An 18,387-nucleotide genomic window follows, 5' to 3' on the forward strand; every position below is an offset into this window, starting at 1 on the left:
CCGGGAGACAATGCGTCCGTAATGTCCGTTTCTTGAAGGAGTGTTGTGTTCTCTTCGATGGTGGGTCCGCTGTCAGGCATCGTCGTCCTCGCCGTGCTGGTGATGGTCGTCGCGCTGCTCGCCGAGGGCCGTGGTCGACACCTTGCGCGGCTCGTCCTTGGCCTGCGGCCCCGACGCACCGCCGACGAGATCCTCGACGACGTTCCTCGCCAAGAGGTGGACTGGTCGCTCGTGTCCCAGGTGGCCTCGGTGCCCGACCGCCCCGCGCCGGGAACCCGCGCCGTCACGTGGGCGGCCGATGCGACGGTGCACGCCATCGACGCCGTGCAGGCCAAGGCGAACGAACTCAAGGAACAGCGCGAGCAGGTCTCCGAGAGCCCGCGCACAGGAGAGTTGGGACTCGTCCGCCAGTAGCGGCACACGGTCGCCTCCGACTCACCTGACACACTGGACCCATGGACGTCTCCTGGATCCCCGGCTCTGCCGATCTCGTCGTCGTCATCGTCGCCTCGCTCACCGTGCTCGGCGGCGTGGGGGCGACAATTGCCTCGCGCTCCAAGCGCGGTGCGCCTCCCCGTCCCCAGGGCGAGCCATCGCCCACGGTGACGGCCGATGCGCCCTCAGCACCCGCATCGGCCCCTAGTGCCGTACGCGGTGCCGAGGCGCCCGAGGCGCCCCAGTCCCGCCTGGCCCGGCTGCGTAGTCGCCTGGGCGGCGGATTCGGTGCGAGCCTGCTCGCCCTGCTGTCGAAGGGCAAGCTCAGCGACGACGACTGGGATGAGCTCGAGGAGACGCTGCTGCTCGCCGATGTCGGCTCGAGCGCGACCGATCAGATTTTGGTGTCGCTCAAGGAGCGCCTGCGCGCCAACCCCGACGCCGACCCGCGCGCGGTGCTGCGCGAGGTGCTCATCGAGGCCATCGATCCCGACCTCGACCGCTCGCTCGCGCTGGGGGCGCCCGGCACGGGGGCTCACGAGCCCGTCGTCGTCGTGGGTGTCAATGGCGTGGGCAAGACCACGACCGTCGGCAAGGTCGCGCGCGTGCTCGTCGCCGAGCAGTACTCGGTCGTGATGGCCGCCGCGGACACCTTCCGTGCGGCCGCTGCCGACCAGCTCGAGACCTGGGGTGCCCGCGTGGGCGTCCCCGTGGTGCGTTCCGACCGCGAGGGTGCGGATCCCGCATCGGTGGCTTTCGAGGCGGCCGGACGTGCCCGTGACGAGGGCAAGGACGTGCTGCTCGTCGACACCGCCGGACGCCTCCAGAACAAGGCGGGCCTGATGGACGAGTTGGGCAAGATCGTGCGCGTGGTCTCCAAGGTCAAGGAGCCCGTCGAGGTGTTGCTCGTGCTCGACGCGACCACCGGGCAGAACGGACTGACTCAGGCGCGCGTGTTCGCCGAGGTCGCGAACGTCACCGGCATTGTGCTCACCAAGCTCGACGGCACCGCCAAGGGCGGCATCGTCGTGGCGGTGCAGCGTGAGCTGGGTGTGCCCGTGAAACTCATCGGGCTCGGAGAAGGCGCCGACGACCTCGCGCCGTTCGACGTGGAGCAGTTCGTCGACGGGTTACTGGGCTCCGCTTCGTAGCCTCGCAACACACCTTTTACTCTGACGCCTTTGTTGTAACCGTCGCGAAACACGAGGGCATTTCAGGGGCAACACTTCTGCGGAATGGTGACTGATGACTCGCCGAGGGGGCGAGGAATCAACCAAGGAGAAGCAGAATGGATAGCGGCAACATTGCCTGGCTTCTGATCTCTGCGTCGCTCGTGCTCCTGATGACGCCAGGTCTGGCGTTCTTCTACGGTGGCATGTCGCGGGGCAAGTCAGTGCTCAACATGATGATGATGAGCTTCGGCGCCCTGGCGGTCGGAACCTTCGCCTGGGTGCTCTTCGGGTACTCCATCGCTAGCGGCGGGGACTCGATCGGGAACATCATCGGCAACCCGTTCGGTGACTTCGCGATGATGAGCGTTGCCACCTCCGGCGAGGCCATGGACATCATCTCGGCGGCCTTCGGTGCCACCTTCGCGATCATTACCGTGGCCCTGATCTCGGGCTCGATCGCCGACCGCGCGAAGTTCAGCTCCTGGCTGGTCTTCGCCTTCCTGTGGGTCGTGCTCGTCTACTCGCCCGTCGCGCACTGGGTCTGGGGCACCGGCACCGCCGAGCAGGACCCCAACGGCGACGGCTTCAGCGCGTTGCTCGGCCCCAACGGCCCGCTGTTCTCGGGGCTGCCCGGACCTTACGACTTCGCGGGCGGCACCGTCGTCCACATCAACGCCGGTGTGGCCGGCCTGGTGCTGGCGCTCCTGCTGGGCGTGCGCAAGGGCTTTGGCAAGGAGCCGATGCGCCCGCACAACCTGCCGTTCGTCATGCTGGGTGCCGCCCTGCTGTGGTTCGGTTGGTTCGGCTTCAACGCCGGCTCCGCCTTCGCCGCTGACAACTTCGCCGCGACCGCGTGGCTCAACACCACCGTCGCGACCGCCCTGGGCATCCTGGGCTGGCTGCTCGTCGAGAAGATCCGCGACGGCAAGGCCACCTCGCTCGGCGCCGCTTCCGGTGTGGTTGCCGGTCTGGTCGCCATCACTCCGGCCTGTGCCTCGGTGGACCCGCTGGGCGCGATGATCATCGGCCTCGTGGCGGGCGTGCTGTCCTCGCTCGCCGTGGGCCTCAAGTACAAGTTCGGCTACGACGACTCGCTCGACGTCGTGGGCGTTCACCTGGTCTCGGGCCTGTGGGGAACGCTGGCCATCGGCCTCGTCGCCTCCGGCAAGATCCAGGACGACGCTGGCCTGTTCTACGGCGGCGACATCGCCCTGCTGGGCACCCAGGCCGCCGCTGCTGCCATCACGATCGTGTACTCCGCTGTGGCTACGCTGATCATTGGACTGGCCATCAAGTACACCATCGGTTTCCGCGTGACCGAGGAGGTCGAAGTCTCCGGCATCGACCTCGCCGAGCACGGTGAGACTGCCTACGAGGAGGCGAAGTAGCCATGAAGCTCGTCACTGCCATCATCCAGCCGCACCGTGTGGACGAGGTCCGCGCCGCGCTCGAGGCCGCAGGCGTCAAGGGCGTCACGGTCTCCGAGGCCGCCGGTTACGGCCGCCAGAAGGGCCACACCGAGGTCTACCGCGGTGCCGAATACACCGTCGACCTGGTGCCCAAGACCCGACTCGAGGTCCTGGTGGACGACGCGGACGCCGCGACGGTCACCGAGGCAATCGTCTCGGCCGCTCAGACCGGCAAGATCGGCGACGGCAAGGTTTGGACGGTCCCCGTGGACGACGTCGCTCGTGTTCGCACCGGCGAACACGGCGCGGACGCCCTCTAACCGGGAGTCGCATATCCATGGAGGGACCTCAGGGCGCCAACCCTGACGGCCCCCGCGCAGAGGTCCCGCACCCCCACGGGGTGCGGGACCTCAAGCGTGAGAGGGCCGCGCTGGCGGCGCATCTCACCGCATCGGGGGCGAGCGGCAGCCAGCGCCGCGCCGCCACCACCGCACTGATTCTTACCCGGCTGCGCGAGCACTGGGAGGCCTCGGAGCCGCCCGCCGAGGGCGTGGCGCTCGGCGCCGTCGGATCGCTCGGCCGTGGCGACGCTGGGCCGTGCTCCGACCTTGACCTCGTGCTCATTCACGACGGGGTGACGCACACGACCCAGCAGGTCGCCGACCTCGCTCAGCGGCTCTGGTACCCCATCTGGGACGCCAAGCTCGAGCTCGACTACTCGATGCGCTCGATCACCGAGTGCAGGCAGGTCGCGTCGAAGGACCTGGCCGCCGCAGCCGGGTTGCTCGACCTTCACCCCGTCGCAGGGGACGCGGCGCTCGCCCAGCAGGCGCGCGCGGCGATCTATCAAGACTGGCGCGGTGCGGCCCGCAAGCGCCTGCCCGAACTGCTGGCCGCTTCTCGAGTACGTGCGGAGCGGCATGGCGAGTTGGCCTACCTCATCGAGCCGCACCTGAAGGAGTCCCGCGGAGGGCTGCGTGACCACATGAGCCTGTCAGCGCTGTCGGCGACGTGGCTCACCGACCGCCCTCACGGCGCCGTGGACGTCGCAGGCGATCACCTCAAGGACGTGCGCGATGCGATCCACCTGGTCACCGGTCGGTCGGTCAACGTCCTGGGTCGCCACATCGCTGACGAGGTCGCGGCGATGCTCGGCTTCGACCACCCCGACGAGCTGCTCGCTTCGCTCGCCGAGGCGGGGCGCACGGTCGCCTACGCCCTCGACACCACCGAGCGTGGGGCGCGTCGCTCGCTCGAGCGAGCGGGCATCGGCTCCCGAGCCTGGAAGGCCCGCCGGCTTCGTGCGGCGCCACGCCACGTCAACGTCGCCGACGGTCTCATCGACGTGGACGGCGAACTCGCGCTCGCCACGGCCGGCGACCCCCAAGCTGACCCGCTGTTGCCGTTGCGGGCGGCAGCGACGGCGGCCACGACCGGGCTGGCCTTCACCCCCGAACTGCTGGTGGCGATGCAAGCCGCCCCCGCGCTGCCAGAGCCGTGGCCCGCGCAAGCGCGCGCCCACTTGCGGGACCTGCTGCGCGGCAGCCAGCACCTGATCCCGGTGTGGGAGGCCGTGGACCTGCACGGGCTCGCAGTGGCGTGGGTGCCCGAGTGGGAGGGGGTGCGCAACCGCCCCCAGCGCAGCCCCGTCCATCGGTTCACCGTGGACCGTCACATGCTCGAGGCGGTGGTGCTCGCGGGCAAGCATCGGCGGCATGTGCCCGATGGCGACCTGCTGCTCATGGCCGCGTGGCTGCACGACATCGGCAAGCGACCAGGCGCGACCGACCACTCGGTCGACGGTGCGCGGCTGACCCCCGCGATCGGTGCGCGGCTGGGTCTCGAGGACGCCGTCACCGCGGACCTCACGCTGTTGGTGCGCGAGCACCTCACCCTTGCGGGCCTCGCCACCACCGAGGATCCGAACGACCCGCGTACGGTGACGGCACTGCTCGAGGCCGTCGAGCATCGGCGCGATCTGTTGGAGACGCTCCGGGCGCTCACCGAGGCCGATGCCCGCGCGGCCGGGCCCAAGGCGTGGACCACGTGGCGCGCGACGCTCATCGACACCCTGACGACCAACGCTCGCCGCTCCCTCCCCTCCGACCCCGATGTCCCGTCGCCCCGCCCCCTCTCCCCGTGAAAATGGATCCATTTGCTCGGTTGGCGGGCCGCCCCCCCCACCCGTCAAATGGATCCATTTGACGCGAAGGGGGAGGGGTGGGGAGCGCGCCGGTAGGCTAGAGCCCACGTTTCACCCGAAGGGACACCTGTGTTCGCGAACCTTTCCGACCGTCTGACAGAGACCTTCCGCAACCTGCGCGGCAAGGGCCGTCTCACCGAGGCGGACATCGACGGCACCATCCGCGAGATCCGTCGCGCGTTGCTCGACGCTGACGTCGCCGTGCCGGTGGTGCGCACCTTCACGGGCAACATTCGTGAACGCGCGCTCGGCGCGGAGGTCTCGGGTGCGCTGAACCCCGGCCAGCAGGTCGTCAAGATCGTCAACGAGGAACTCGTCAGTATCCTCGGCGGCGAGGCTCGCAGCCTCAAGCACGCGAAGACCGGCCCCACGGTCATCATGCTGGCCGGTCTGCAGGGTGCCGGTAAGACCACCCTCGCTGGCAAGCTCGCGCACCACCTGAAGGGTCAGGGCCACACCCCGCTGCTGGTGGCCGCTGACCTCCAGCGCCCCAACGCCGTCAACCAGCTCCAGGTGGTCGGTGAGCGCGCGGGCGTCCCCGTGTTCGCCCCCGAACCCGGAGTCACTCGCGAGGGCGAGCGCGTCAAGGGCAACCCCGTCAAGGTCGCCAAGAAGGGCCTCAAGGAGGCCGAGCAGCGCCAGCACTCGGTGGTCATCGTCGACACCGCCGGCCGCCTGGGTGTTGACCAGGAGCTCATGAAGCAGGCCGCGGACATCCGCAAGGCCATCGAGCCCGACGAGGTCCTGTTCGTCATCGACGCGATGATCGGTCAGGACGCGGTCGCGACGGCTCAGGCCTTCGACCAGGGCGTCAACATCACCGGCGTGGTGCTCACCAAGCTCGACGGCGACACGCGTGGTGGCGCGGCGCTGTCCGTGCGCGAGGTCACCGGCAAGCCCATCCTGTTCGCGTCCACCGGTGAAAAGCTCGACGAGTTCGAGGTGTTCCACCCGGACCGCATGGCCAGCCGCATCCTCGACATGGGCGACATCCTCACCCTGATCGAGCAGGCCGAGCGCAGCTTTGACCAGGCCGAGGCCGCTCGCATGGCGGAGAAGGTCTCCAAGGGCGAGGACTTCACGCTCGCCGACTTCCTGGTCCAGATGCAGCAGCTCAAGAACATGGGTTCGATGAAGAAGATGCTGGGCATGCTGCCCGGCATGGGTCAGATGCGCGAGCAACTGGACAACTTCGACGAGCGTGAGCTGGTGCGCATCGAGGCGATCGTCCAGTCGATGACGCCCGCCGAGCGCGACAACCCCAAGATCCTCAACGGCTCGCGCCGCTCGCGCATTGCCGCCGGTTCCGGCACCCAGGTGTCCGACGTCAACTCCCTGGTCAAGCGGTTCGAGGACGCACAGAAGATGATGCGCGCCATGACCCGCGGCGGCGGCATGCCGCAGATGCCTGGCGCGGGTGGCGGCCCCGGTGCGTGGGGCGGATTGCCGGGCGGCAAGAAGTCGCGCGGCAAGCAGGCTGCTCCCAAGAAGGTCAAGGGCAAGTCCGGCAACCCCGCCAAGCGTGCGCAGCAGGAGGCAGCCGCCCGGGATCGCACGGCCGCCCCGCAGCAGGGAGCTCCCGGCAGCGCATTTGGCCTGGGCCAGCCCCAGCCCGACTTCGACCCGAGCGCCGTCGACGCCGACCTGTCCAAGTACTTCAAGTAAGGGGCACCATGGCCGTCGTTCACCTCACCGGCCCCGTCCTGGTGGACGATGCGCTGGTCGCCAGCGAGGCCTGGATCCTGGGCGGGCGGGTCACGTTTGAGCGCCCCCGCCACAGCGGTGACGTCACCACGCTCAGCGGAACGGTGGTGCCCGGGCTGGTCGATGTCCACTGTCACGTGGGTCTCGACTCTGGCGGAGCCGTCGATGAGTCGCTCGCGCTCAAGCAGGCGGCCGTCGATAGGGACGCTGGCACGCTGCTGATTCGCGACGCGGGTTCGCCGCTCGATACCTCCTTCGTGCAGCAGCGCGAGGATATGCCGCGGCTCATCCGCTCGGCGCGCTTCATCGCCCGTCCCAAGCGTTACCTCCGGTACTTCGCGCGCGAGATCGAGCCGCAGGAGCTGCCAGAGGTCGCCGCCGACGAGGCCCGCAAGGGCGACGGCTGGATCAAGATCATCGCCGACTGGATTGACCGTGACGCGGGCGACCTCGCGCCGCTGTGGGAGCCGCACCAGCTCGCTGATGCCCTCGCGGAGGTCCACGCACTCGGAGCGCGCGCGACGGCACACACCTTCCTTGAGGAGGCAGTGACGCCGCTGCTCGACGCGGGCATCGACTCCATTGAGCACGGCACGGGCATGACCGAGCAGCACATGCGGATCGCGGCCGAGCGTGGCATCCCCGTGGTGCCCACCCTGCTGCAGGTCGACAACTTCGTGGCTTACGCCGACGCGGGTCAGAAGTTCCCCACCTACGCGGCACGCATGCGGCGCTTGCACGCTCGCCGCTACGAGCAGGTGCGCGCCTTCCACGAGCTGGGCGTCCCCCTCTTGGTGGGGACCGATGCGGGTGGCACCTTGGGCCACGGACTGTTGCCGCGCGAGGCCGCTGAGATGGTCGCAGCAGGCGTCCCGGCACCCGATGTGGTCGCCGCTGCCTCATGGCGTGCCCGCGCCTTCCTGGGTGCTCAGACACTCACCGAGGGAGCGAGCGCGGACCTCGTGGTCTACGACCAGGACCCTCGCGAGGACATCCGCGCACTCACCGACCCCGCTCATGTGGTGTTGCGCGGTCAGCGCATGGCCGGCCGCGCCGCCTGAGAGTTTCCTGCGGATTGCCCCGGCGGCGGTGACAGGCACCGGCGAACCGGGGGATACTGACACCGCTCGAGCCGAGCCCCCGATCAGCACGAGACACCTGGGAGACCCGTGACCCTGACCCCGTCGCCGCGCGTGGACCGCGCCCGCGCCGCCGCGCGCCGCAGTTGGTGGGCCGACGGCCTCGAGGCGGCGATGTGGCTCGCGTGCGCGTGCGGCATTGCGTTGATGATCGCCTCGGGAGGGTTGCAATCCGTCAGCGCCGCCGACTGGACCTCGACGCTTGCCCGCGCGCTCGGAATCGTCGCAGCCGTGCTGATGATGACGCAGGTGCTGCTGGCCTCCCGTGCACCGTGGGTCGAGCGGGCCATCGGCCATGATCGCGCCATCGCGACGCACACCCGGATCGGCAAGGTCGCGATCATCCTCATGCTCGTGCACGCCGTACTCATCACCGTCGCCAATGCTGCGTTCGACGGCCGCGACCCCATCGGCCAGTTCCTGGCGTGGCCGCAATACGGCTGGTTCATGCTGCTCGCGCAGGTGGCGGTCGTGACGTTCGCCATCGTGCTGCTCACGTCGCTGACGGCGGTGCGTCTGCGCTGGCGCTACGAGCGCTGGCACGCCGTCCACCTGCTGGTCTACGTCGGTGTGGCCGCCGCCGTTCCCCACCAGTTCCTTGAGGGCTCGACCTTCCGCTCAGGTGGGTTTGCCTGGTGGTTCTGGGCCGTGCTGTGGACGGTGTCGATCGGTTCGTTCGTGATGTTCCGCCTGGCGCGTCCCGCGGTGCTTGCCGCACGGCACCAGCTTCGCGTCGCGAGCGTCGAGATCGCGCCCGACGGTTCCACATCTGTGTTGATCGAGGGGCGCGACATCGCTCGGTTGCGCGCAAGCGCCGGCCAGTTCTTCCTGTGGCGCTTCCTTGCGCCCGGACTGCGCGGCCAGGCCCATCCGTACTCGCTGTCCGCAGCCCCCGGTGACCGCTTGCGCATCACCGTCAAGCCCTCGGGCGACGGCTCGGCACGGCTGCGCGCCCTCGCACCGGGCACCCGCGTGGTCGTGGAAGGGCCGCTCGGCGTGTTTACCCACGCGACTCGCACCCGCGAGCACCTGGTGCTCGTGTGCGCGGGCATTGGCATCACGCCCGTGCTCGCCATGCTCGAGGCGGCCGATGCGGGGGATCGCATCACCGTCATTGTCCGGGCTCGCTCGCGACAGGAGGCGCCGCTGCTGGAGGAGGTGGAGGCGGTCGCCGCCGCGAGGGGCGCCGACCTCCACGTGCTGCTGGGCTCCCGCGGTGCCGGCTGGGGCACGACCGCGCAAGGTGGTGTGCTCGCCGACTTCGTCGACGACGTCGCGCAAGCCGAGGTGTACATCTGTGGCCCGCGCCCGTGGGCGCTCGCGGTCGAGGCCGATGCGCTCGCTGCGGGCATTGCGCGTACGGCCGTGCGGCGCGAAGAGTTTGGATGGTGAGGCGATGAAGGCGACACGAGCATGGATGGTGGCGGGCGCATCGGCTGTCATTGTGGGTGCCGGCGTGTCCGCCGCACCCGACCCGGTGGTGACCCCCGGCCCTGCCGGCGCCGAGGGCGACGGGACCGTCGCTCCCACGGCGGGCCCGGAAGCGACCGACACCGCAACTGCCCAAGAGTCGGGCGATGTGAGGGTGGTCGATGGGCCCATCGTGAGCAACCCGCGGGGTGACTACCAGGTGCGACTCCACATCACGGACGGCGTCGTCACCGACGTGGAGTTTCCCGTGGCGGGCACGTCCGCAGCGGAGTCCGTCAGGGTCAATGACATGGCGCTGCCCGTCCTCGAGGAGCGCATCATCGAGGCACAATCGGGCGACATCGAGTACGTCTCTGGGGCGAGCTACACCTCGCCGGCCATCGCCGAGTCGGCCCAGGCGGCGTTCGACGACGCGGGCCTGTGACGCGCGCGCAGACGGTGCGCCGCTCCGTCACCGCGATGGCCATGGACTTCACCCTTGACGTCCATGGCGGCGTACGCGAGGACACGCTCGACGCGGTGATGGCGCAGGTGGCGAAGGACCTCGAGTGGGTCGACTCCACCTTCTCCACCTGGCGCGACGACTCGTGGATCTCGCGGCTGCGCCGCGGGCAGGCGACGGTGGCCGACGCGCCCGCCCTCGTGGTGGAGGTGCTCGACCTGTGCGAGCGCTTTCGAGACGAAACCGACGGCGCGTTCGATGCGCGTGGCCCAGACGGTCTACTGGACCCCACGGGGATCGTCAAGACCTGGGCGATGGAGCGCGTGCGCTGGCGGCTGGGGCTCCTGGGCGCAGGCGGCTGGCTCTGGGGTTGCGGGGGAGACGCGACGGCATCAGGGCGAGGGCCCGCGGAAGGCGGCTGGCGCATCGGCATTGCCGACCCGCGCGAAGAACCGGGACCCCAGGCTGCCACGATGCGCCGGATCGTGCTTGGCCGTGGGATGAGCGCGATCGCCACCTCGGGCCATGCGCACCGACAGGGGCACGTGTGGGACCCGTTCTCACGGGCTCCGGCTCAGTACTTTTCGCAGGTGAGCGTCGCCGGAGACGACCTTGTGAAGTGCGACGCGTGGGCTACCGCCGTGCTCGCGGGAGGCAAACGAACCCTGCGCAAGGCGGAAGCGGACGGCCTTGCGGTGCTCGCCATGCGGGTGGTCGACGGCTCAGTGCGTGCGAGTGCGACGGCGGCGTGGTCGGTGATCGGCTGAGTGGCTGTTGTCACAAATCGGACAGTTGGGACCTGGGACTTGTGTGCGGTCACAGGACGTGCGCTACTGTGACCGGAAACGGCATGGCCGAGGAGACCTCGATGGCATCGAAGATGGCAACTCGGCGAGCGATGGTGCTCGCTGGCGCGCTCGTGTGCGCGGGCTGCGCCACGTCCGCGGGGCCGCTCCTTCCCGATCTGGGTGGGGCAGACGCGGCCGCGCACGACACCGCCACCGTGCTCGCGGCCAGCACCGTCAGCCCCTCGCCCCAGCCGTCCGCTGCGGCGCTCAGTGAGCTCATCGCGATGGACGGCACGGCCGATGCGGATGGCACCTTGGGTGCCGGCTGTCACGCCGCCGAGGGAGAGCCTCTCACGGACGGCGACTGGTACGGCATCGTCACCGACTACTCCGTGCACGGCGTCACGGTCGACCTCGCGTGCGTCTATGCGCAAGGCACCGATCAGTACGCCGCGTTTGCGCAGGCCGAAAGCGACGACCCCAGCAGCTATGTGGTGGTCAACGACGTGATCGAAGAACGCTCCATGCGCGTGAGTGAGTCCACCCAGATCCGTCTCGAACACAAGAACTGGGAGCCCGTGGGTCCGCACGCGGCACAACGCTCACTTGACCCCGACGAGGTGGGAACTCACGTGGGTGTGTGGCTGCGGATCGTCGACGGTCAAGTGGACGAGATTGTGCAGCCAGCGACTCAGGGCGCTCAGCCCAGCTGAGCCTGCTTTGCTCTGCGGGCGTGGTCTCTGGCACAATGGGTCGCTGGTCGTCCCGGCCCTCTACCCGAGGCGGCTATTCGTCTTGTCAGCAACCGCACCTGATTTCCCCGGGTGATGCGAGCCGACTCACACCGAATACACAAGGAGTACAGCCATGGCTGTGAAGATTCGCCTGAAGCGCTTTGGTAAGAAGCGCGCCCCGTTCTACCGTGTCATCGTGATCGACAGCCGCGCCAAGCGCGACGGTCGCGCGATCGAGGAGATCGGCAAGTACCACCCGCTGTCCAACCCCTCGCTCATCGAGATCGACTCTGAGCGCGCGCAGTACTGGCTTTCCGTGGGCGCCCAGCCCACCGAGCAGGTCCAGAAGCTGCTGACCCTTACGGGCGACTGGGGCACCTACAAGGGTGACAAGGACGCGAAGAACGTCGTCGAGACCCCCGCGGGCAAGCTCTCGCCCGAGGACCAGATCAAGGCCACCGCCGACGCCGCCGAGAAACTCAAGGCGGAGAAGGCCGCTGCCGCCGAGAAGGCCAAGCAGGAGGCTGAGGAGGCCGCGAAGGCCGAGGCCGCTGCTGCGGACGAGTCCGCCGAGGCTGCTGCTGAGGAGGCCCCCGAGGCCGCCGAGGGCGAAAGCGCTGAGGAGAAGTAAGCATGGTCGTCGACGCGCTGGAGTTCCTGGTCAAGAGCATCGTCCGCAACCCGGACGACGTGACGGTCACTGAGCGCTCCGGCCGTCGTGGAGCCACCCTCAACGTGGTGGTCCACCCTGACGACCTGCCGCGCGTGATCGGCCGCCGTGGCCGCACCGCGACAGCGATCCGCACCGTGGTCGACGCGATCTCGCGTGACGACGTCCGGGTCAACATCGTCGACGTGGCCTAAGCCGCCACGACGCAGCACAGGGCCCCCACCGCTCATGGAGCGGTGGGGGCCCTGTCGCATGTCAGCGTTGCATGAAGTAAAGGCTGGCCCGGCGAGTGGTGAGCATGCCGATGATGACTCCGGCCCACAGAATCGCCACGGCGCCCTGGACCCACGGGTAGCCGTCGATCCACAGCAGCGCGAATACATCGATGCCGATGCGCAGCACCATGAGGGTCATCACCAGGAACCGCGCCAACCGCGAGCCACGTAGCAGGCCGATGCCGACGAGTACGGTCAGGACGCCTGCGGCGACCGCGGTCCAGCCGAGCGCCTGGGCTTGATCGGTGGTCATGCCTTCGCCGCCCATGTCCGTCGCGTCGGCTGACAGCCACAGCCACAGCGAGCCGATGACGAGGGTCGCGACGCCATTCAGAAGCGTGAGCATCCCGATGATGGCGACGCCCACCGGCATGTTGCCTACGCCTTGGCGTGCAGTAGTCATGGTGTCCTCCCGTCGTCGGGGTGGTGCGGGGCCCACGCTACTCGCCGCTGCCTCCTCGCGCTCACCGCCATCGCCGTGGTCCTCGGGTCCGTGATCGTGGCGGTGGACATCGACGATGCGCACCGCCGCACCGTCGCGGTGTGGGCTTCAGCCGTCACGACGGCGCGCCGCGGTGCGGCGGGCCCGTAGCCTTGAGACATGAAACTGACCGTTGCCCGCATCGGCCGCGCCCACGGACTCAAGGGTGAGGTGAGCGTCGAGCTCCGCACCGATATCCCCGAGGACCGACTGGTCCCGGGAGAGCAGTACGAAACTGAACCCGCATCGGCCGGTCCGCTGACCATCACGAACGTCCGCACTCAGGCGGGCCGCTGGTACCTGCGCTTTGACGAGATCACCCATCGTGACGCGGCCGAGGCCGCGCGCGGGGTCGAGCTGGTGCTCGACGGCGACGAGTCTGACGAGGACGACGCCTGGTACGTCCACGAGCTGGTGGGCCTGACCGCGGTGCGCCCCGACGGCGAGCACGTGGGCGAGGTGGTGGACCTGCTCAGCATGCCCGCCCAGGACCTGCTCGTGGTCAAGCAGCCCGGCGGCCACCGCGCGATGATCCCGTTCGTCGAGGAGTTCGTGCCCGAGGTCGACATCGAGGCAGGCACGGTCATCGTGACACCACCGTACGGCCTGCTGGCAGGCGAGAGCGCCGAGGAAACCGGCGAGACGCACGCATGAGAATCGACGTCATCACCATCTTCCCCGAGTTCTTCGGGGTGCTCGACGTGTCGCTGCTGGGCAAGGCGCGCCAACGCGAACTCGTTGACGCCCGCGTGCATCAACTGCGCGACTGGACGCACGACGTGCACGGCACCGTCGACGACGCGCCCTTTGGTGGCGGCGCCGGCATGGTCATGAAGGCCGATGTGTGGGGCGCCGCGCTCGATGACGTCATGCAGCCTGGCGCGCACCTCATCGTGCCCAGCCCCGCTGGCGTGCCGTTCACTCAGGCCATGGCGGCCTCGTTGGCCCAGGAGCCACAGCTCGTGTTCGCGTGCGGACGCTACGAGGGCATCGATGCGCGTGTGGCCGAGCACTACGCGAGCGAGGGCTACCGGGTCACCGAGGTCTCGCTCGGCGACTACGTGCTCAACGGGGGAGAGGTGGCCGCGGTCGCGATGATCGAGGCCGTCACGCGGCTGATCCCGGGCTTCATGGGCAACGCGCAGTCGATCGTCGAGGAGTCGCACTCCGACGGGCTGCTCGAGTACCCGTCGTACACGCGACCAGCCTCGTGGCGCGGGCTCGACGTCCCCCCGGTGTTGCTCAGCGGCCACCACGGACGCGTGGCCGAGTGGCGTCACGAGCAACAGCTCGAGCGCACGCGCGCACGCCGCCCGGATCTGCTCCCTGACTGACGCTCGGCCCATACCGTCGTCAGACGCGCGCGCTGTCGCGAAGCGCCACGCGGGGCTGGGCTGGCGCAGGCCCGTGTGGCATAATTGCTCTTCGGTGCGCGCGGCGCTCAGACCTGCCACAGGGGGTTGAGCACAGCCCGCGACGCACAGCAATCACCGAATGCCGCAAGGCAGATATCGTGCAGGACCTGTGGCGTGTGCGAGGAGAAAGAGTCATGCAGAAGCTTGACCACATCACCGCGGGCCAGCTCCGCGATGACGTTCCGGCGTTCCGCGCCGGTGACACCGTCAAGGTGCACGTGAAGGTCATCGAAGGTACCCGTTCGCGTATTCAGGTGTTCCAGGGCGTCGTGCTCGGCCGTCAGGGCAAGGGCATTGGCGAGACCTTCACCGTCCGCAAGATCTCGTTCGGCGTGGGAGTCGAGCGCACCTACCCGGTGCACACCCCCACGATCGACCACATCGAGCTGGTCAGCCGTGGCGACGTTCGTCGCGCGAAGCTGTACTACCTCCGCGAGCGTCGCGGCAAGGCCGCGCGTATCCGCGAGAAGCGCGAGAACTGAGATCAGCAACATCTCCGAAGCACCGGCGGGCGGCTCCAAGCCGTCCGCCGGTGCTCGTATGTGGGGCTACACCAAGGAGCTCCTCATCATCCTCATCAGCGCGCTTGCTCTGTCGCTGCTGCTGAAGACCTTCTTCTTCCAGTCGTTCTGGATTCCGTCGGAGTCGATGGACCCCACCCTCCAGAAGAACGACCGGATCCTCGTCACCAAGTGGCGGCCCGGCCCCCTGGACCTGCGCCGTGGTGACATCGTCGTGTTCAAGGACACCGCCGGCTGGCTCGGTCCGGTTGACACCTCGGATGACACGGCCCTCGAGACGTTCGGCAAGAACGTGCTGACCTTTACCGGGTTGCTGCCCGAGGACGCGGGCGAGCACCTGGTCAAGCGTGTCGTGGGACTGCCGGGCGAGACCGTGGTGTGCTGCGATGCCGAGGGCCGCCTCACCATCGACGGCGAACCGCTCGACGAGACGTACCTTCCCGACGGAGTTAACCCCTCGGACTTCGAGTTCACGGCCGAGGTGCCCGAGGGCTACATCTGGGTCATGGGCGACAACCGCCCCCGCAGCGCCGACTCTCGCGCGCACCTGGGTGATCCCGGCGGCGGCTCGGTGCCGATCTCGTCGATCGTGGGCACGACCTTCGCCACCGTGTGGCCCCTGAATCACTTCCACGCGTTCACCAACCCCTACGAGGACCCCGACTCGGTTCAGGAGTAGCCGGTGGCCGTTTCGCTCGAGCACGAGGCTGTGCTGTGGGACGCGGGCGCCCGCGTGGTGGCTGGCATCGATGAGGTCGGCAGGGGAGCGCTCGCCGGCCCCGTCACGGTGGGGGTATGCGCGCTGTCACGCCGTGAGGACTGGCCCGTCGGCCTTGCCGATTCCAAGGAACTGACCCCCGCGCGCAGGCTCAGCATGGCCGATGCGCTGGCTGAGTACGGCGTGGCACGCGCCGTCGCGCACGCCTCGCCGGCGGAGATCGATGCGGTGGGGATCGTGGGGGCGTTGCGCCTGGCTGGCATGCGAGCCCTGGCGGCGATCGCCGACGGTGGCGTTCACGTTGACGCCGTGCTGCTCGACGGCAAACATGACTGGCTGACGCCGCCCCCGGCGACGTTGTTCGGGGACTCAACTGGCGCATCGGCCCTGCTGCCGGGGCCCCCGGCGCCGCCGGTGACGATGGTCATCAAGGGCGACTCCCTGTGCGCCTCGATCGCCGCGGGCTCGGTGCTCGCGAAGGTCGAACGAGACGCGCTGATGGCCGATGCCCACCTGCGCCACCCCGAGTACGGCTGGGCGGGCAACAAGGGCTACGGCGCGGCGGGCCATCTGGAAGCACTGCGCAGGCTCGGCGCCACCGATGAGCACCGGCGCTCGTGGTCCTTGCCCGCACACGAGCCGGCGTGACCGGCGCGGCGAGTCGCGGCCCGTTGGCGGAACGAGGATGATGGTCCGGTGAGCAGTGAGGACCTGGAGAACTACGAGACCGACGCCGAGCTGGCCCTGTATCGCGAGTACCGCGACGTGGTGGGCCTGTTCCAGTACGTGGTCGAGACCGAGCGTCGCTTCTACCTGTGCAACAAGGTCGACCTGCAGGTCAAGGCCTCTGGCGGTGACGTCTACTTCGAGGTCACCATGAGCGACGCGTGGGTGTGGGACGTGTACCGCTCGGCGAGGCTCGTCAAGCACGTGCGGGTCGTGACGTTCAAGGACGTCAACATCGAGGAACTCGCGCAGGACGACTCGATGCCCGACATTCGCCAGTTGCGCGCGCGCTGACGGGTATCACGCGCGCGCCGGCCGGCTGAAAGCCGTCGAGGCGGGTATCAAGCGTAGCGGGGAGTGCGCAGATAACGTGGGCGTATGAGTGCCGCCACCGAGGTTGACCGCCGTAGCGGGATAGTCCCCATGTTCATCGGTCTGATGACGGCCATGCTGCTGTCTGCCCTGGACCAGACCATGTTCGCCACGGCTCTGCCGACGATCGTGGGCGAATTGGGCGGCGTGGACCTGATGCTGTGGGTTACGACGGCGTACATTCTCGCGGCGACCATCATGATGCCCATCTACGGCAAGTTCGGCGACCTTGTGGGACGCAAGGGCTTGCTGCTGATCGCAATCGGCATCTTCATGGCCGGTTCCGTCGTGGGCGCGCTCGCCGACAGCATGCCCGGACTGATCCTCGGCCGTGCCATCCAGGGTGTGGGTGGCGGTGGTCTCATGGTGCTGGCGCAGGCGATCATCGCGGACGTGATCCCTGCCCGCGAACGCGGCCGCTACATGGGAGTGCTGGGCTCGGTGTTCGCGCTGTCTAGCGTGCTGGGGCCGCTGCTGGGTGGGTGGTTCACCGAGAGCATCGGCTGGCAGTGGTGCCTGTGGATCAACGTGCCGATGGGTCTGGTGGCGGTCGCCTCTGTGCTGTTCTTCCTGCATCCGCCAAAGTTCGACCGGGCCAAGGTGGTGCCGGATGTGGCGGGCATGACACTGCTCGCCGTCGCGACCACCTGCCTGGTGCTCGCGACCACGTGGGGCGGGCACGAGTACGCGTGGATCTCGCCCATGATTATCGTGCTGCTCGCGGTGACGGTGGCCTCGGCCGTGGGCCTGGTCTTTGTCGAGCGCCGCGCGAAGGAGCCTGTGCTGCCCATCGCGCTGTTCCGCCGCCGCAACTTTGTGCTCACCACCATCGCAGGCCTCATGGTCGGCATCGCGATGTTCGGCACCATCACGTACATGCCCACCTACATGCAGATGGTTACGGGCGTGAACGCGACGGTGGCTGGCCTGCTGATCGTTCCGCTCGCGGCGACCCAGGTTCTCACCTCCGTGGTGGCCGGCCGGATCGTGACCCGCACGGGTCGATACAAGCGACTGCTGCTGCTGGGCGTCGGCATCGTCACTGTCGCGCTGCTGCTGATGTCCACGATGGTCTACGACGAGTCGCTGTGGCTCACGTGCCTGTACCTCGCGCTGCTGGGGCTCGGTCTGGGCATGGTGCTGCAGAACCTCGTGCTGGTGGTGCAGAACACCTTCCCGCTCACGGTGGTGGGCACCGCCACGGCGGCCAACAACTACTTCCGCCAGATCGGCGCAACGCTGGGCGCGGCCTTGGTGGGTTCGGTGTTCACTGGTCGCCTCACGGCGTTGTTGTCGCATCGTCTTCCGGCGGATGCAGTGGAATCCTCGGGGGTCGACTTCAACTCCATCACTCCTGAGTTGGTCGCAGGCCTGCCCGATCCGTACCACGACATCGTCGTGAGCTCCTACAACGATGCGCTCGCGCCGGTGCTCGGCTGGATCGCCCCACTGACGCTGTTCGCCTTTGTGCTGTTGCTGTTCGTCAAGGAGGTGCCGCTGCGCACCACCGTGAGCCGGACGGATCAGGAACCGGATCCCGGCAAGGCGCTAGGCGAGCAACTCGACTGGGATGGGCGCCTGGAGTCTGACTACTCCTCGCCGCTCACGGGTGAGGAGAAGGTCGAGCTGCTCGAGCAGGAGCGTGCGGACCTGTACGAACGTATCGGCGTCATCGACGCGGAGGTGTCGACCGTGGAACTCGACCTACGTCGAGCCAGGGGAGACCAGCCGAACTGAGGGTGCCTGGCGTCG

Annotated in this window: 21 protein-coding genes; 20 read left to right on the forward strand and 1 reads right to left on the reverse strand. The window is 68.6% G+C overall.

Features of this window, described 5'->3' with window-relative positions:
* Positions 1–45: 45 nt before the first annotated feature.
* The 13 genes from ACK5NO_RS12035 to ACK5NO_RS12095 all read left to right on the forward strand — a co-directional run bounded on the left by ACK5NO_RS12035 (position 46) and on the right by ACK5NO_RS12095 (position 12,321).
* Positions 46–414, forward strand: coding sequence for a hypothetical protein (locus ACK5NO_RS12035; protein WP_416812923.1), 369 nt, complete (start codon positions 46–48; stop codon positions 412–414).
* A gap of 41 nt (positions 415–455) precedes the next feature.
* Positions 456–1,586: a signal recognition particle-docking protein FtsY gene (gene ftsY, locus ACK5NO_RS12040; RefSeq protein WP_416812924.1), complete on the forward strand. Its 1,131-nt coding sequence runs from the start codon at positions 456–458 to the stop codon at positions 1,584–1,586.
* A gap of 137 nt (positions 1,587–1,723) precedes the next feature.
* A complete protein-coding gene (locus ACK5NO_RS12045; protein ID WP_416812925.1) occupies positions 1,724–2,995 on the forward strand; it encodes an ammonium transporter in 1,272 nt (423 codons plus the stop codon).
* Positions 2,996–2,997: 2 nt separating this feature from the next.
* Complete coding sequence (locus ACK5NO_RS12050; RefSeq protein ID WP_416812926.1) at positions 2,998–3,336, forward strand: P-II family nitrogen regulator; 339 nt, start codon at positions 2,998–3,000, stop codon at positions 3,334–3,336.
* Between the two features lie 17 nt (positions 3,337–3,353).
* Positions 3,354–5,159: an HD domain-containing protein gene (locus tag ACK5NO_RS12055; RefSeq protein WP_416812927.1), complete on the forward strand. Its 1,806-nt coding sequence runs from the start codon at positions 3,354–3,356 to the stop codon at positions 5,157–5,159.
* A gap of 129 nt (positions 5,160–5,288) precedes the next feature.
* Positions 5,289–6,884, forward strand: a complete 1,596-nt coding sequence (ffh, locus tag ACK5NO_RS12060; protein ID WP_416812928.1) for a signal recognition particle protein — start codon at positions 5,289–5,291, stop codon at positions 6,882–6,884.
* Positions 6,885–6,892: 8 nt separating this feature from the next.
* Positions 6,893–7,984: an amidohydrolase family protein gene (locus ACK5NO_RS12065; protein WP_416812929.1), complete on the forward strand. Its 1,092-nt coding sequence runs from the start codon at positions 6,893–6,895 to the stop codon at positions 7,982–7,984.
* Positions 7,985–8,092: 108 nt separating this feature from the next.
* Positions 8,093–9,454 carry a ferric reductase-like transmembrane domain-containing protein gene (locus ACK5NO_RS12070; RefSeq protein ID WP_416812930.1) on the forward strand — a complete coding sequence of 454 codons (1,362 nt, stop codon included), beginning with the start codon at positions 8,093–8,095 and terminating at the stop codon, positions 9,452–9,454.
* A 4-nt stretch (positions 9,455–9,458) separates the two neighbouring features.
* Complete coding sequence (locus ACK5NO_RS12075) at positions 9,459–9,917, forward strand: FMN-binding protein (protein WP_416812931.1); 459 nt, start codon at positions 9,459–9,461, stop codon at positions 9,915–9,917.
* The gene (locus tag ACK5NO_RS12080; RefSeq protein WP_416812932.1) at positions 9,914–10,702 is read left to right on the forward strand and encodes an FAD:protein FMN transferase; all 789 of its coding nucleotides are present in this window, start codon (positions 9,914–9,916) and stop codon (positions 10,700–10,702) included. The genes ACK5NO_RS12075 and ACK5NO_RS12080 overlap by 4 nt, the downstream gene beginning before the upstream one ends.
* Before the next feature lie 101 nt (positions 10,703–10,803).
* Complete coding sequence (locus ACK5NO_RS12085) at positions 10,804–11,436, forward strand: hypothetical protein (protein WP_416812933.1); 633 nt, start codon at positions 10,804–10,806, stop codon at positions 11,434–11,436.
* Between the two features lie 154 nt (positions 11,437–11,590).
* A complete protein-coding gene (rpsP, locus tag ACK5NO_RS12090; RefSeq protein WP_416812934.1) occupies positions 11,591–12,088 on the forward strand; it encodes a 30S ribosomal protein S16 in 498 nt (165 codons plus the stop codon).
* Between the two features lie 2 nt (positions 12,089–12,090).
* Positions 12,091–12,321, forward strand: a complete 231-nt coding sequence (locus tag ACK5NO_RS12095) for a KH domain-containing protein (protein WP_416812935.1) — start codon at positions 12,091–12,093, stop codon at positions 12,319–12,321.
* A 61-nt stretch (positions 12,322–12,382) separates the two neighbouring features.
* On the opposite strand, the gene ACK5NO_RS12100 is transcribed toward ACK5NO_RS12095, so the two are convergent.
* A complete protein-coding gene (locus tag ACK5NO_RS12100; RefSeq protein WP_416812936.1) occupies positions 12,383–12,805 on the reverse strand; it encodes a hypothetical protein in 423 nt (140 codons plus the stop codon).
* 198 nt (positions 12,806–13,003) lie between these two features.
* Here ACK5NO_RS12100 and rimM point away from each other — a divergent pair, with 198 nt between their 5' ends.
* The 7 genes from rimM to ACK5NO_RS12135 all read left to right on the forward strand — a co-directional run bounded on the left by rimM (position 13,004) and on the right by ACK5NO_RS12135 (position 18,372).
* A complete protein-coding gene (rimM, locus tag ACK5NO_RS12105) occupies positions 13,004–13,537 on the forward strand; it encodes a ribosome maturation factor RimM (protein ID WP_416812937.1) in 534 nt (177 codons plus the stop codon).
* Entirely contained in the window at positions 13,534–14,217 is a 684-nt protein-coding gene (trmD, locus tag ACK5NO_RS12110) for a tRNA (guanosine(37)-N1)-methyltransferase TrmD (protein ID WP_416812938.1), read from the forward strand. The genes rimM and trmD overlap by 4 nt, the downstream gene beginning before the upstream one ends.
* A 215-nt stretch (positions 14,218–14,432) precedes the next feature.
* Positions 14,433–14,780: a 50S ribosomal protein L19 gene (gene rplS / locus ACK5NO_RS12115; protein ID WP_416812939.1), complete on the forward strand. Its 348-nt coding sequence runs from the start codon at positions 14,433–14,435 to the stop codon at positions 14,778–14,780.
* Between the two features lie 58 nt (positions 14,781–14,838).
* The gene (gene lepB, locus ACK5NO_RS12120; RefSeq protein WP_416812940.1) at positions 14,839–15,498 is read left to right on the forward strand and encodes a signal peptidase I; all 660 of its coding nucleotides are present in this window, start codon (positions 14,839–14,841) and stop codon (positions 15,496–15,498) included.
* Between the two features lie 3 nt (positions 15,499–15,501).
* A complete protein-coding gene (locus tag ACK5NO_RS12125) occupies positions 15,502–16,185 on the forward strand; it encodes a ribonuclease HII (protein WP_416812941.1) in 684 nt (227 codons plus the stop codon).
* A gap of 48 nt (positions 16,186–16,233) precedes the next feature.
* Positions 16,234–16,557, forward strand: a complete 324-nt coding sequence (locus ACK5NO_RS12130; RefSeq protein WP_416812942.1) for a DUF2469 domain-containing protein — start codon at positions 16,234–16,236, stop codon at positions 16,555–16,557.
* Positions 16,558–16,641: 84 nt separating this feature from the next.
* Entirely contained in the window at positions 16,642–18,372 is a 1,731-nt protein-coding gene (locus ACK5NO_RS12135; protein ID WP_416812943.1) for an MDR family MFS transporter, read from the forward strand.
* Positions 18,373–18,387 lie beyond the last annotated feature (15 nt).

It is taken from the genome of Demequina sp. (genome assembly GCF_047975725.1).
In the GTDB taxonomy this organism is placed as follows: Bacteria; Actinomycetota; Actinomycetes; order Actinomycetales; family Demequinaceae; genus Demequina.

Coding starts and splice junctions, on each gene's coding strand:
- rpsP (WP_416812934.1), top strand. CDS start 11,591: ATGGCTGTGAAGATTCGCCTGAAGCGCTTTGGTAAGAAGCGCGCCCCG.
- ACK5NO_RS12050 (WP_416812926.1), top strand. CDS start 2,998: ATGAAGCTCGTCACTGCCATCATCCAGCCGCACCGTGTGGACGAGGTC.
- ACK5NO_RS12085 (WP_416812933.1), top strand. CDS start 10,804: ATGGCATCGAAGATGGCAACTCGGCGAGCGATGGTGCTCGCTGGCGCG.
- trmD (WP_416812938.1), top strand. CDS start 13,534: ATGAGAATCGACGTCATCACCATCTTCCCCGAGTTCTTCGGGGTGCTC.
- rplS (WP_416812939.1), top strand. CDS start 14,433: ATGCAGAAGCTTGACCACATCACCGCGGGCCAGCTCCGCGATGACGTT.
- ACK5NO_RS12055 (WP_416812927.1), top strand. CDS start 3,354: ATGGAGGGACCTCAGGGCGCCAACCCTGACGGCCCCCGCGCAGAGGTC.
- ACK5NO_RS12065 (WP_416812929.1), top strand. CDS start 6,893: ATGGCCGTCGTTCACCTCACCGGCCCCGTCCTGGTGGACGATGCGCTG.
- lepB (WP_416812940.1), top strand. CDS start 14,839: ATGTGGGGCTACACCAAGGAGCTCCTCATCATCCTCATCAGCGCGCTT.
- ACK5NO_RS12135 (WP_416812943.1), top strand. CDS start 16,642: ATGAGTGCCGCCACCGAGGTTGACCGCCGTAGCGGGATAGTCCCCATG.
- ftsY (WP_416812924.1), top strand. CDS start 456: ATGGACGTCTCCTGGATCCCCGGCTCTGCCGATCTCGTCGTCGTCATC.
- ACK5NO_RS12045 (WP_416812925.1), top strand. CDS start 1,724: ATGGATAGCGGCAACATTGCCTGGCTTCTGATCTCTGCGTCGCTCGTG.
- rimM (WP_416812937.1), top strand. CDS start 13,004: ATGAAACTGACCGTTGCCCGCATCGGCCGCGCCCACGGACTCAAGGGT.
- ACK5NO_RS12075 (WP_416812931.1), top strand. CDS start 9,459: ATGAAGGCGACACGAGCATGGATGGTGGCGGGCGCATCGGCTGTCATT.
- ACK5NO_RS12100 (WP_416812936.1), bottom strand. CDS start 12,805: ATGACTACTGCACGCCAAGGCGTAGGCAACATGCCGGTGGGCGTCGCC.
- ACK5NO_RS12095 (WP_416812935.1), top strand. CDS start 12,091: ATGGTCGTCGACGCGCTGGAGTTCCTGGTCAAGAGCATCGTCCGCAAC.